This window comes from Cyclobacterium sp. SYSU L10401 (genome assembly GCF_010993705.1).
Taxonomy (GTDB): domain Bacteria; phylum Bacteroidota; class Bacteroidia; order Cytophagales; family Cyclobacteriaceae; genus Cyclobacterium.
Genome location: NZ_WOFO01000003.1, coordinates 406,329 through 420,087, shown reverse-complemented (window position 1 = coordinate 420,087; position 13,759 = coordinate 406,329). Strand labels below are relative to the sequence as shown.

The 13,759-nt window shown below is 40.1% G+C and carries 10 protein-coding genes; 8 read left to right on the top strand and 2 right to left on the bottom strand.

Translation table 11 applies throughout. From position 1 onward, the window contains the following. Positions 1–66 precede the first annotated feature (66 nt). Complete coding sequence (locus tag GL182_RS09620) at positions 67–1,359, bottom strand: alpha/beta hydrolase family protein (RefSeq protein WP_163379443.1); 1,293 nt, start codon at positions 1,357–1,359, stop codon at positions 67–69. Between the two features lie 234 nt (positions 1,360–1,593). Between GL182_RS09620 and GL182_RS09615 the strand changes: the two genes are divergently transcribed. The 5 genes from GL182_RS09615 to GL182_RS09595 all read left to right on the top strand — a co-directional run bounded on the left by GL182_RS09615 (position 1,594) and on the right by GL182_RS09595 (position 9,767). Further along, positions 1,594–3,855, top strand: a complete 2,262-nt coding sequence (locus GL182_RS09615; RefSeq protein ID WP_240469757.1) for a SulP family inorganic anion transporter — start codon at positions 1,594–1,596, stop codon at positions 3,853–3,855. Between the two features lie 66 nt (positions 3,856–3,921). Further along, positions 3,922–4,752, top strand: a complete 831-nt coding sequence (locus GL182_RS09610; protein ID WP_163379442.1) for a DUF1080 domain-containing protein — start codon at positions 3,922–3,924, stop codon at positions 4,750–4,752. Positions 4,753–5,099: 347 nt separating this feature from the next. Continuing rightward, on the top strand, positions 5,100–6,143 hold the full coding sequence (locus tag GL182_RS09605) for an endonuclease/exonuclease/phosphatase family protein (RefSeq protein WP_163379441.1): 1,044 nt from the start codon (positions 5,100–5,102) through the stop codon (positions 6,141–6,143). A 171-nt stretch (positions 6,144–6,314) separates the two neighbouring features. Next, positions 6,315–8,393, top strand: a complete 2,079-nt coding sequence (locus GL182_RS09600) for a cation:proton antiporter (RefSeq protein ID WP_163379440.1) — start codon at positions 6,315–6,317, stop codon at positions 8,391–8,393. 285 nt (positions 8,394–8,678) lie between these two features. After that, positions 8,679–9,767 carry a sensor histidine kinase gene (locus GL182_RS09595; RefSeq protein ID WP_163379439.1) on the top strand — a complete coding sequence of 363 codons (1,089 nt, stop codon included), beginning with the start codon at positions 8,679–8,681 and terminating at the stop codon, positions 9,765–9,767. A 64-nt stretch (positions 9,768–9,831) separates the two neighbouring features. Here the strand turns inward: GL182_RS09595 and GL182_RS09590 are convergent, their stop codons facing one another. Then, positions 9,832–10,665 (bottom strand): sensor histidine kinase, encoded by an 834-nt coding sequence (locus tag GL182_RS09590; protein ID WP_163379438.1) that lies wholly within the window; start codon positions 10,663–10,665, stop codon positions 9,832–9,834. A gap of 392 nt (positions 10,666–11,057) precedes the next feature. Between GL182_RS09590 and GL182_RS09585 the strand changes: the two genes are divergently transcribed. From GL182_RS09585 to GL182_RS09575, 3 genes are all read left to right on the top strand, one after another. Beyond that, positions 11,058–11,648 carry a helix-turn-helix domain-containing protein gene (locus GL182_RS09585; RefSeq protein ID WP_240469756.1) on the top strand — a complete coding sequence of 197 codons (591 nt, stop codon included), beginning with the start codon at positions 11,058–11,060 and terminating at the stop codon, positions 11,646–11,648. Positions 11,649–11,731: 83 nt separating this feature from the next. Further along, a complete protein-coding gene (locus GL182_RS09580) occupies positions 11,732–12,109 on the top strand; it encodes a cupin domain-containing protein (protein ID WP_163379437.1) in 378 nt (125 codons plus the stop codon). 759 nt (positions 12,110–12,868) lie between these two features. After that, positions 12,869–13,684, top strand: coding sequence for an AraC family transcriptional regulator (locus GL182_RS09575; RefSeq protein WP_163379436.1), 816 nt, complete (start codon positions 12,869–12,871; stop codon positions 13,682–13,684). Positions 13,685–13,759: the final 75 nt, after the last annotated feature.

Below are 13,759 nucleotides of genomic sequence, written 5' to 3'. Positions count from 1 at the left end.
ATAGTGAAAAGGAATGGCAACCCCCTAGCTAAGCTCATTCCTTACAATATGGACTAAAATGGGTATTTACATTTCAGGCTTATCCTGCCTCCATTCCAGCCCAATAGATGTCCTTGGAATAAAGCCTTCCCAGGTCTCATCCAGGGAATTTTGCGGTAAATCCAAGTACCTGGCCTGTTCAGTCATACCTTTCAGCTTTAAGCCCAGAAAGGCCGTAAGGAAGTGCTGGTTGATATTGTTGATCCTGCGCTCATCCCAGACAGGCTCTGCATAATGCATGTAATCATCCTGGTTAAGGTCCGGAGACAATGGAGGGTTTGGTGCGACATTGTGCCTGGCATTCAGGTAAGTAAGCATGTACCTTTCTGCATTTTTGGCGCTCTCATAAATGGCTTTTACCCCTTTTTCATAGCCAGAAATGTCATCCTGCTCACCGGCAATAAAAAGGGTGGGGATTTCAAGATTTTGAAGTCCTTCGTCGTCCCATGCTCCTCTGGCCATGCCCCAGGGAGCAAAGGCCACTATGGCTTTAATCCTGGGATCTACGGATGCCTGAAATGACGGGTGGCGAAGGCTTCGCTCAGATAATTTCTGACTTCCTGCTGTCATTTGCCCAAAAGCACTGACGAATCCAGGGGCATATCCAGCCCCACCTGCATTCAATACCCCGTATCCTCCCATGGAGTATCCCACCAAAGCAGTATTTTCGGCATCAACCAATCCTTCCAAAAAACTGTCGGCTCCACTTCCCCCAAGCCTGCTCAATTCCTCCAGCACAAAAAGTTGGTCTTTGGACCGGTGATAAAGGGTGCTGGCAAACTTTCCAGGAGCTTCATGGGTTGACTCTGTATGGTGAATGGCTACTACTACGTATCCTTTTGAAGCCAGGTTTTCTGTCAAATAAGTCATCAGGTACCTGGATCCCAGGTATCCATGAGATACGATTACCAAAGGATAAGGTCCTTTGCTCCGCTCAGGGTCAGCATCCCTCACCGCCCTTCCAGAAAAGGTAAATGGCGTCAATGGTCGTTTTCCATCATTGGGTGCACCAAAGTAATCCTTGTATTCAACCTGGCTGGTATTGCCTTTGAGGGTGGCAGGATACCAGACCTCTACTGCTAATGGCCTGTCATAGTTTGGTTCTTTGTTTGCTTCAAAGTTTTGAATATCAGGCTGGTTCTCATGCACTAAATCCAGGGAACGAACCCCCACCTGGTGATTTCCCCTGAAAGAAAGGGCCGGTGCATCCGGGAGTGGGTCACCAAAAATGAAAGCATCTTCCTGAGGATAAATATCATGGGAGATACCCATACACAAAAAGAAAACGAAGAAGGAAAAGGCAGTAATGATCGGTTTCATGGGCAAGAAAGATAAGTAACGATTGATTTAGTATTAAAACACAGGTAAAAGTAGGGAAATTTTCCGGGTCAGTCTATCTCGAAATAAAAATTCCATTCCGGGATCATTTTGCCTGAATGGATCGGCCAATCCTTATAGCAATTATAAAGACATCAATCTATCTAAGTGTAATACATATTCAGAAAATAAAGATTATGTTTGTTAAGCAAACTATTTAAACTAAAAACCATTGTTTTGAATAAAAATCAGCCCTTTAAGGATCTTATTGAAAAAGCCAATATAGAGGACATCAGTCGTTCCATATTCAGTAGTCCGGCAAAAGACATCCCTGCAGGAATCGTTGTTTTTTTAGTTGCCCTTCCATTGTGTTTGGGTATTGCCCTTGCCAGTGGGGCACCATTGATATCCGGCCTGATCTCTGGAATCATTGGAGGGGTAGTTATCGGAGCTATCAGTCAATCCCATGTAAGTGTTAGTGGACCGGCGGCCAGTCTATCTGCTGTTGTTTTGATTGCCATAGATAGGCTGGAAAGTTTTGAGATTTTTCTTCTGGCACTGTTTATTGGTGGGATCCTCCAATTAGGCTTTGGTATATTGAGGGCAGGTTTAATAGCGGATTATATGCCAACCAATATCATTAAAGGTTTGCTGGCAGCTATTGGGCTTATCCTGATTTCCTCACAAATTCCCTATGCATTGGGGGTAAAGAAAGGAAATGAGGCGGTGGATTATTCCAGTTACCTATCTTTAAATCCACCGGATTTCGATGCATTGTTGGAATCTTTTTCTCCCGGGGCCATTTTCCTTACCGTGCTATCGCTTGGCATTTTGATTTTCTGGGATAAAACCTTCCTTAAGCGAATCAAATTATTGCCACCTTTTCTCATCGTGGTAATTTTAGGTGTGATCATCAATATGATATTTAAATTCACGCTTCCTTCTTTTTACCTGGCAGGCAACCAACTGGTCAATATTCCGGAAGTAGAAGGTTGGTCATCTGTAATCACCTTTCCTGACTTCAGTTCGATATTTAATTTTCAGGTTTGGACCTACGCCTTCACGATCGCTTTAATAGCTTCTATCGCCTCCTTATTGGCTATAGAAGCGGCAGATAACCTCGATCCCCATAAAAGACGAAGTCCTCCAAACCGTGAATTGGTGGCACAGGGAGTTGGAAATATATTAGCTGGTCTTTTAGGCGGTATTCCCATCACTTCTGTGATTGTACGAAGTTCGGTAAATATAGAAGCTGGTGCTGAAACCAAACTATCAACCATTATACATGGCATTTTATTGACGGCCAGTGTGCTTTTTTTAAGTAGTGTGATCAACCTTATTCCTTTAGCATCCCTGGCTGCTATCTTATTGCTTGTAGGGTATAAATTGGCCTCTGTTGCCATTTTTAGGAGCATGTTGGCCAAAGGTTGGTCTCAATTTTTACCTTTTGCCATAACTACAGTAGCTATCTTACTAACAGACGTATTGTTAGGTGTATTGATTGGGACCGCGGCAAGTGTTTTTTTCCTGCTAAGAGGGAATTACTATAATCCCTTTTTTTACGAGGAAACCACAAAATCCAAAAAAAAGAAATCCATCCGACTTGAGCTTTCCAATGAGGTCTCCTTTTTGAATAAACCCGCCATAAAAAGAAAGCTCTGGAACCTGCCGAAAAACTCCAAAGTAGTAATAGATGCTACCTTCTCTTCCTATATTGATAGGGATGTCTTAGGCATCTTGCACGACTACCAAAGTACCTTTGCAAAAGAGAATGACATTGAGGTAAACATTATTGGATTAAAGGAAAGCTATCAACACAACAGTGAAATTAAATTAGAGTCCAGTTCCTTGGATCCTAAACCAAACCTTACCAATCCAAAGGCCATTCTTGAATACCTGATGGAAGGAAACCAGCGGTATGTAGCTGGCAACCTGGTTTCCCGTAGATTAAGAAACAAGGAATTGATGGATTTTATTAAAGATGCTCCCCTGGCAGTAGTGATCAACTGTATAGATATGCGGGAACCATTGAATATGTTATTAAACACTGGAATCGGGGATCTAATCCCGGTTAAAGCTGCCGGAAACCTGGTAGACACCCATTTAATTCATACCATAGAGATGGCTTGCAGTTTTCAGGGAGCGCAACTGGTATTGTTATTGGGGAATAATAAAAACAGGCTGATCAAAAATGCCCTCATTCAACAAATAAAAAAACCGGATGACCCCATCAGTCACCTGTTGGAGCCTGCATTCGAGGCCGGACTTTATTCCCTGGAAGAATTGAAAGACAATAATTTGAATGATTGGACAGACAAAATCACTGTATTTAACCTGGACTATTCAAAAAACAAAATTTTAAAGGAAAACCCTTTACTGCAAAAACAAATACGATCAGGCAGTGTAGGAATGGCTACAGCCCTGCTGGAGCGCAAAACTGGAGCCATTCAGATTTTGGATTCAGAAATGCATGTAAATGCCCATAAGTCAATCAGCTGACAAATAGAATTGAAAATATCGTGTTTTCATCCAATCATTGTTCTATAAACAATAAGCACCAAACTCATGAAAAACAATAAGATTAAAATTGATTTATTTTCTCTAAAAACATTTATTCTTTTATCGGGCCTAACGATATCTTTTTTGCTTTATTCCTTTGATTCCAGCAGCCCGAAAATTTCAAAGCAGGACGAATGGCAAAGCTTATTCAACGGAAAAGATCTGCAAGGATGGACCCCTAAGTTTTACCATCACGAAACCGGTGAAAACTATGCCAATACCTTTAGGGTAATTGATGGTGTCATTCAGGTCAATTATGATGATTATGACAGTTTTGACCAACGCTACGGACACTTGTTTTATGAACAGCCGTTTTCCTCGTTTCATCTTAAATTTGAGTATCGTTTCACCGATCAATGGATGGATGATGCTCCGGATTATACCTACCGGAACAGTGGGGTGATGTTTCATTCCCAGGCTCCCGAAACCATTTTAAAAGAGCAGGATTGGCCAATTTCGGTAGAATACCAAATGTTGGCAGATGCCGATGATGGGAACCCCCGTCCTACCGGAAATATGTGCTCACCGGGTACAGAAGTATATTTCAAGGGAGAAGTGGACCCCAGGCATTGTATCAACTCCTCCTCTCCGACTATTCCATGGGATGAATGGGTGGAAGCTGAATTGATCGTTTATGGAGATTCTCTGGTTATTCATAAGGTAAATGGAGAAAAGGTCCTTGAATATACCCAGCCGCAAATTGGAGGTGGAGTAGCCAATGGTTACGATCCTGCGATCAAGGTAGATGGAAAGATGCTAAAAGAAGGATTTATCGGTCTTCAAGCCGAAGGGCAGGGCGTGGAATTCAAAAATATTTTCATCAAGCCCTTAGATTAATCACCTACCTGTTCCTTTACACAATTGTCACCAACCTGCCTTGAAAATGGGTAAGGTAAAATGGGGCATGATTATCGTGCTGATATTCCTCGTCCGCTGACAGATACTCACCTGGCCGATGGAAATCAAATTAAAAACACATGAAATCGAGCATGACGCAATCGTCACACAAAGGAATGATTATAAATCATGCGAAGATTCCATCTGACCATTTAAAGACAATTATAAACAGATGAAATCGAGCATGACGTACCCGTCACACACAAGGATGATTATAAGCCATGCGAGATTCTCCCGATTAAGGATCGGGACAGGCTATGTGACCGCTAAAAGACAATTATAAACACATGAAATATTTCATTTACATTCTGGGTTTGGTTGCCATAGTAATCACGGCCCTGCCCATCATTGATACTGGCACCTGGTGGATCAGGATTTTTGATTTTCCCAGGGTACAAATTTCGATATTCAGTTTATTTGCTCTGTTGCTTTCGTTATTTTTTTTAAAAGATAAACCCCACATCAAGTTACCTTTTATAGTTTTATTAACAGCCGCATTGTCCTATCAGCTGTTTATGATTGCTCCTTTTACTCCCCTGTTGCCCGTAAGTGCAAAAAATGCCGCTCCAGGAGAAAACGAAAACCAATTCACCCTACTCATGAGCAATGTGCGCATGGAAAATACCGATAGAGATATGTTGCTTTCCCTGATCAATCAAAAGGACCCTGATTTAATTTTACTGACAGAGCCTGATTTATTGTGGACCCAATCTTTGATCCCATTGGATGAGAAATATCCCCATTCCATCAAGGAACCCCTTCCCAATACCTACGGCATGATCCTTTTGTCTAAGTTCCCCTTACTGAACGCTAAAGTAAATTATTTGGTAGAGATGGATATACCCTCCTTTCATACCCAGGTCCAACTACCCTCTGGAGCCAAATTTGATTTCTATGGGGTTCATCCCGAACCCCCGAAACCCGGTTCTGACACCTATGAAAGGGATACAGAATTGCTGTTGATTGGGAAGAAAATAAAAGAAGATCCCAAGCCGGTGATCGTTGCGGGAGACTTGAATGATGTGGGCTGGTCCCAGACCTCTAAGCTTTTCAGGGAATACAGTCAATTGCTGGATCCCAGGGAAGGCCGGGGGTTCTACAATACCTATAGCGTATTTTTTCCGTTATTTCGGTATCCCTTAGACCATGTTTTTTATACCAATGACTTTGGTCTGATTTCATTCGATAAATTGGAGGAGGTAGGTTCAGATCACTTTCCCATGTGGATCGAATTAACCTTTGAACCGGATGCTTCCGATCCAGAGGAAGTGGAAAATACAGATGCGGAAGAAAATGCTGAAGTAGAAGAGAAAATCGAAGAAGGTAATTAAAAGTAACTAAGTCTCTCAGCCGCTTACATTTTTAAGCATTTCGCCCTTTAAATTTAACTATAATAGGTTGGCCAAGAATCAGGACTAAGTTCAACTGATTTTAAATATCAATGGATTTGAAAAATATGTATTGATATTTTTATACTTTGCCAATTCATATTTTATCAATAAATGGAAAAGCTCTGGAACCACCTTACGCATGAATTTGTATTGCCGCTGGCAAATCCCGTATTGGTATTTTCATTAATACTTTTCATTATTCTTTTGGCTCCCATCATCTTGAGGAGATTTAATGTTCCGGGTATTATAGGTTTGATTTTGGCAGGTGTATTGGTAGGGCCTTATGGGTTGAATTTGCTGGAAAAAAATTCAGCCATTGATTTGTTTTCCACTATTGGGCTTCTTTACATCATGTTTATTGCTGGCCTGGAGCTGGACCTTAACGAATTTAAATCCAACCGAAATGGTAGCCTACTTTTCGGCTTTTTTACCTTTGCATTTCCTTTGGGTATAGGATTCCCGGTATGTCATTATATTTTGGGCTATGATTTTAATGCCAGTTTTCTTACGGCCAGTATGTTTGCTACGCATACCATGGTGGCGTATCCCATTGTAAGTGCATTGGGGATAGCCAAAAACAGGGCGGTCGCCATAACAGTAGGCGGTACCATACTGACCGATACTGCGGTGCTGATCATATTGGCTGTAATCGTCGGAAAAAGCGAAGGAACACTGGATTCAGGATTCTGGATAAGATTGGGTATATCACTCAGTATTTTTTCTGCTATCGTTCTTATCCTAATGCCAATAATAGCCAAATGGTTTTTCAAGAAGCTGGAAAGCGAAAAGCACTCCCACTATATTTTCGTATTGTCTATGGTATTTTTAGCTGCTTTTATTGCTGAATTAGCCGGAGTAGAACCGATTATTGGTGCTTTTTTGGCCGGATTGGGCTTGAATAAATTGATTCCTCATTCCTCAGCCTTGATGAATAGAATTGAATTTATAGGCAATTCCCTTTTTATTCCTTTTTTCTTAATTAGCGTAGGGATGCTGGTTGATATTAGGGTGATTTTTAGCGGACCCATGGCACTGATTATTGCGGGAACACTTTCTGTAGTCGCCCTTTTTGGTAAATGGGTTGCAGCCTGGTTTACCCAATTGATCCTGCGTTATACACCTGCGCAAAGGAATTTGATTTTTGGTTTGAGCTCGGGCCATGCTGCAGCTACCCTGGCTGTAATTCTGGTAGGTTACCGGGCGGAAATTTTGGATGAAAACATACTTAATGGAACGGTCGTTCTAATACTAATTACCTGTCTGGTCTCTTCTTTGGTGACTGAAAGAGCAGCGAAAAGACTCATTATTGAATCTGAGAATGACAATTCTGATTTATTGAAATTTCAAATAGAAAAGCAGGAAACCCTGTTATTGCCCTTTGCCAATGTAGAAAATATTGAAAAACTCCTGGAATTTACCATTTTCATCAAAGACAAGAAATCCATTAACCCGATATCCATTCTCTCTGTAGTTTCAAACAATGAAGAGGCAGAAATCAACCTTGTCAAAGCAAGAAAAAAGCTTGAGGGATTTGTAGAACAGGCGGCCGCCTTCGATACGGAGGTTAATATCATTACAACCTTAGACCTTAATCCTGCCAGTGGCATTGCCAGGGTATCCAGGGAAATTATGGCGGATACAATCGTTCTTGGTTGGCCCAGAAAATCGGGATTGATACAAAAAATCTTTGGGCAGAAAATGGATGCCATCGTGTCCAATACGGATAGAACTATCTTTATTTGCCATTTGGAAAGGCCACTGCTGCTGCACAGGAGCATTTCTGTTTTCGTCCCTGAATGGGCTGAAAAAGAATTCGGATTTATTCACTGGTTTCTGAAAATAGCCAGACTTTCCAGTGAATTGAGTGCGAAAGTTCAGTTTTTTTCCATGGGATCAACCCTTGAATCATTGCAAGTGTTAATCCAATCCAATCAGGTAAGTGCGAGCGTAAAAGACCATGCGGTCTCCGATTGGGAATATTTCAAAAACCAATCCCAAAATTTAGCAATGGATGAGTTGGTAGTCCTGGTGGCTGCCCGAAAAGGCTCCGCTTCATACCATCACATGATGGATAATATTCCCGAAAAAATGGAAAGTCTGATTCCTGAAAATAACATCCTGATCATTTATCCCAAAAAGTCGGAGAATGCATCGGAAATGGAGAAATTTGATGGTCTGAGCTTTAATTAAATGGATGAATAGCTCATCTCCCACTGCCAGATTTAGGTTTCAAACTGCTAGTGATAATCTTGTTAAATATTTTTAAAAGTATGTAAAACCAATGGCATAAGATTCACTACCTTGCCGAGGTTTTTAAACATCAATAGAAGGTCATTTAGTCTTTTACAAATCCAGGCATTCCCTGGCTCAAACACCCTGAAGTGCATCAGCATACCAGCTACCATGCTCCATTTCAACTAGCATCTAGAAAGTAAAAACTGCCTTTAATTGAATTGACCAACTAAAAATAATAAAATGTCGCTAGAAAAAATTGACGAACTGATTAAGTTAAATGATGAGCTGGAGAATTACTTCAAAAATACCATCATACCCCAACTTTTTGTTGATGCCAACCTGAGACTGCGTAAGTTCACACCTCCAGCCATGAAGCAATTCAATTTTTCCCCTGACGATATTGGAAAATCCCTGGAAGATTTGAATGACAATATCCGCTATTCCACTATTGTCGAAAATGTGACTGAAGTAATAGATTCCGGGAAAATCTATGAAAAAGAGATTCAGACAACAGACTTCAGGTGGTTTCAGATGAACATCATTCCCTACCTTATTGAAAAAACAAACAAGTCAAATGGGGTGATCATTACGTTTATTGATATCACTGACCGCATCAAAGTCCTGAAAGACCTGGAACGACTCAATGCCTCTCATGAAACCTTTATTTATTCTGTTTCCCATGACCTCAAGGGTCCGCTTTCCAACATTGAGGGCCTGGTAAACCAATTGATCCAAAGCTCTGACCATATCGTGGATTGGAAAGAAGAAGATTATAAAGACCATGAGGTAACCAAGGATTTGCTACAGGAGTCCATAGCTTCGATGAAAACAATCATCACCGAACTTTCCGAAGTCATCAAGGTTGAGGGTAACTTTAAGGAAGAAGTTGAACTGGTAAGGGTTGAAAGCCTTTTCCAACAGGTGAAAATGGTTCTCCGCGATAAAATAAATCAAAGCAAAGCCATCATTGAAGTAGACATTCAGGAGCCAGAAGTGAATTTTTCCAGAAAGAACCTGAGAAGTATTTTTTACAACCTCTTAAGTAATTCTATTAAATACAAACGGCCAAATACCCCCCCGGAGATTCATGTGAAGGTTGAAAAATCTGATGGATTCATTCATATTTCTGTAAAAGATAATGGAATAGGCATAGAAGAGGACAAGCAAAAGCTTATCTTCACCCCCTATACCCGTTTGGTCAAAAATGTCGAAGGAACCGGTATAGGCTTGTATTTTGTGAAAAAAATCATCGAAAATGCCGGGGGAAGGATTACCTTTAAAAGCAAACCAGAAGAAGGGTCTGAATTTGACATATACTTGAAAGCCTGATTCCGAAACCGAATTATATTTTACGATATTTAGTACCCGTCTTTTTGATCCAAACCTGCCTGTTTCAGGTAGCTGGGGAGAATTTGGAGCTAAGTGAAGCAGCTTCATCTCTCAGGTATACATTGAAAACCGAACCTTTTCCCCACTCACTCTCTGCTTCAATTTTTCCTCCGGATTCTTCCAGTAATTTTTTTACCAGAAAAAGCCCAATACCCAGGCTTTCTCCGGGATAAGGTTCCTCATGAAGGGTGCCAAATTTTGTGAACAATTTGTCCATTTTCTCGGGGCGAATACCTGTACCATTGTCCAATACCGCTATCACTACAAAATTCCCCTTTCGAAAAGAACTTACGTGAATGGCTGGCGTCCTATCCAAAGATTTGAATTTTATCGCATTCGAAATGAGATTAAAAAATATATTTCTCAAATGCTTTATCGGCATTTGTACATGTGTAACCTGCAATGACCTGGTCAAAACTGCTCCAGCATCTATGATCTGACTATTGATACTTTCGGTTACCTCATTTAGTACCGTTTTAATATTGACTGTACCGGTCAATTCGGGTTCTTTTTCTCTCTCCTTAAAAATTGACAGTTCATTCAAGGAGCTTTTGAACTTACTGATCGCCTTCAGCACCGGTTTAGAAAGGTAATCAATTTCCTCAGGGTCTTTGGTTTCCACCATCAGGTTCACTAACGATACAACATCGTTTATAGGACCTAGCAGATCATGAGAAGCATGGTGAATAATGGATTTATACTCCCTGTTCAATTGCTGTAAACTACTCAATTCGGCCAATAAACGCCGATTCTCAAGGGTTGTCACCTCAAGCGCTGTTCTTTTTGCTTCCAAACCGTTGGTCTTATTTCCGAATGTGCCCGATATTTCAGTTGTCATGACCTTTTAAATTTATATTACTGCTGTAAAATTAGGATTACCTAAGGTAATTAAAATTAGGCCTTATCATTTACATGATCATTGATCTGATTTATATAAATGCTTCAACTTCCTGATTAATTGGCTAAAACTTCTATTGTTAATTAAATAGTTAGCTATTTAATAATAATTGATTGGAAGCCTGGTTTATAATCTGTGATTTCTGCAAAAAGAATTAAAATAATGTAATCCATTTGACCCATGAGAATCCAATATTTGAGGTACCAAATATTGACGAACGGAGTATATTTTAATTCAAAAATTTCTACCAGATCAAAGTAGAGCATAATAAGAAAACGAACCCAGATTCTGGGAATCAAATTCCGAAATTGAAATTAGCTACTATGGTAAATATGGAGTATATTCAAGATGTGATGTCTTTGCCGCAAATTCATATCAAGTTTATGGTCAGCCTTCGATGTAAAATGATGGTAAAAGAAGAGTTGAAGAAACTTCATATCAGGTTTGCAAACATTCAATTGGGAGAAGTAGAGTTACTAGAGCCGCTCACTGCCGAACAGCACGATCAATTGCAAAAAAACCTGCGCAAATCAGGGTTGGAATTGCTGGATGATAAAAAAACCATTCTAATCAACAAAATCAAAAGTATGATCGTAGAAATGGTTCACTATACAGATGAAGTGCCAAAAGTGAATTATTCTGATTACCTCAGCGAAAAAATCGACTACGACTATACCTATTTGTCTAATATATTTTCTGAGGTTACTGGAATTACTATACAGCAATATATTATTATACATAAAATTGAACGGGTAAAGGAACTTTTGCTTTATGATGAACTAAATCTTTCTCAGATTGCCCATCTTTTAAATTACAGCAGTGTGGCCCACCTATCCAACCAATTCAAAAAAATTACAGGCCTTACTCCTTCTTATTTTAAGTCCATGAAAAAGAGGAGAAATGTCAACCTGGATGATCTATAAATTATATAACTAAATACCGGTAAGTTATAATACTTTACCGATTGAATTGACTTACATTTACCTGTTGCTTAAATCAACTGCGGATGAAAAACTTGAATAAAGATGGTGCTGAAAGAGAAAATGGGGAATTGGAAAAAACAAAGGCGCATGTGATTGTGCAGATCATTGAGTACCTTCCAAGTTCAATTGTGAGTAAAACCATCCTAAAAAAAATAACCGGAAATGTTACCGTTTCCTCCCTGGATGCAGGGGAAGAGATAGCTGAAAAATCGTCTCCATTCGATACCTATGTGCAAATCATTGATGGTGCTGCCGAGATCTTGATTGATAAAAAGGTCTATAAACTTGCGCTGGGGGAAGGCATCATCATTCCTGCCCATTCCTTCCATCATTTTAATGCCAATGAACAGTTCAAAATGCTTTCTACAGTGATCAAATCGGGTTATGAAAATTTGATTTAAGCGTTTGAACAATTATTGGTCCAAAAAAATATCAGGTACAGCTACATTGGCCAATGAAAATTTTTCCAAGAAACCAGTAGATTTTTTGACCTGATATAAGAGAGGAATTGGAACCCTTCTCAACATTTTATTTTAACACCTATTTCTGGGTTCGCAGCCTCTCATCATTTTAAAGGCGACTATACAGGCTAAGCAGCCGAATGTAATAATTTCGATTTACTGACCAATTGAACCGGATTTTTATCTGACTATAATTTGCTTTTCATAAGGCCACATAGCCTGTCCCGAACTTGATTCGGGAGAATCTTTGCATGCTTTCCCCGATAGCTATCGGGGCATTTCAGTGTTTAACGGGTACCTCATGCCTGCCTGTAGGCATGCTCAAATTCATCACATCAGTAAATAGATGTCTTTAGTGGCCACACCCTTTACCGTACCGATGGTCAGGATCGCTTGTCCAAAACTCGATTCGGAAGCATATCGCATGGTTTTCCAGACAACAATCGGTGCATTCCTAAGTGTGACCTATTCGGCATTCCTGGTTTCATGTCAAAAATAATGTTACCAGAAATGATGTTGGCAGCATTCATACCTACAACTCCTAAAAAAGGATGCTTTAAGCCGAGGTTTAAACTGTTGAGGACTTAAATCTTACCAATGGCTCCTAATTGGTTTTAAAAAATTTGAATTAAATTGCCTCAGAGTTATTTCCCATACTGACCAACTGCTAAGGAATAAAAACGGAGAAAGGTAAAATCAATGCAAAACGAAACAAAATTTATTGGTACCAAAAATAAAATTGAGCTGGACCTGATCCTAAAAATTACCAAAATGAAACCGGTGATCAAACCTACCAAACCCCACCGGCACCAGGGGTATCATGAATTGATCTTTTTAAGCAAAGGTTCCGGTCAGCATACGGTTGGAAATCAGGTCCATGAGGTGTTTCCTCCGATGGGCTTTTACCTTAACCTGGGTCAGGTACATTGCTGGGACTTTTCCAAAATACCTGAGGGATTTGTTATCCTTTTTAAAGAGGATGCACTGACGGCCTATCCCCGGGCACTGTCAAATCTCTACAGGATCAACGAAAAATTCAAGCTTCCCCGTAACGAAGATGCCTTGATGAATATGCTCCATCTATTCTACAATGATTTCAAAAACGGTGAGCACATGGAACTGCTAAGTGCCCACCTGAATGCGATCATTTATAAAACACTTCACCTTCCCCATCATACAGAAAATATTCATCCCAATGTGGTGGATGAATTTTCCCTATTCAAAAGATTAATCAATGAAAATTACCTGCAGATTAAAAATGCAGATGAATATGCAAATCTGATGCACATCAGCATTCGTAAGTTGAACCAGATCAGCAGAGAAGCTGCAGGTAGTACGGCCATTGAGGTAATACGTGAAAGGATACTTATCGAGGCCAAAAACCTGCTCACCCATACCAGCCTATCTGTCAATGAGGTTGCCTTTCAACTCAACTTCTCAGACGCATCAAATTTTATTAAATTTTTTAAATCACAAACCACCCTGACTCCCTCAGAATACCGGAGCAAGCTATAGGTTAGAAATCTACCATAATGGTAAAAAAATCACCATTCAATTTCGAAGCCAATACCCTTTATTTGTGGTTTATTT

Coding starts and splice junctions, on each gene's coding strand:
- GL182_RS09610 (WP_163379442.1), top strand. CDS start 3,922: ATGAAAAACAATAAGATTAAAATTGATTTATTTTCTCTAAAAACATTT.
- GL182_RS09620 (WP_163379443.1), bottom strand. CDS start 1,359: ATGAAACCGATCATTACTGCCTTTTCCTTCTTCGTTTTCTTTTTGTGT.
- GL182_RS09595 (WP_163379439.1), top strand. CDS start 8,679: ATGTCGCTAGAAAAAATTGACGAACTGATTAAGTTAAATGATGAGCTG.
- GL182_RS09580 (WP_163379437.1), top strand. CDS start 11,732: ATGAAAAACTTGAATAAAGATGGTGCTGAAAGAGAAAATGGGGAATTG.
- GL182_RS09600 (WP_163379440.1), top strand. CDS start 6,315: ATGGAAAAGCTCTGGAACCACCTTACGCATGAATTTGTATTGCCGCTG.
- GL182_RS09605 (WP_163379441.1), top strand. CDS start 5,100: ATGAAATATTTCATTTACATTCTGGGTTTGGTTGCCATAGTAATCACG.
- GL182_RS09575 (WP_163379436.1), top strand. CDS start 12,869: ATGCAAAACGAAACAAAATTTATTGGTACCAAAAATAAAATTGAGCTG.
- GL182_RS09585 (WP_240469756.1), top strand. CDS start 11,058: ATGGAGTATATTCAAGATGTGATGTCTTTGCCGCAAATTCATATCAAG.
- GL182_RS09590 (WP_163379438.1), bottom strand. CDS start 10,665: ATGACAACTGAAATATCGGGCACATTCGGAAATAAGACCAACGGTTTG.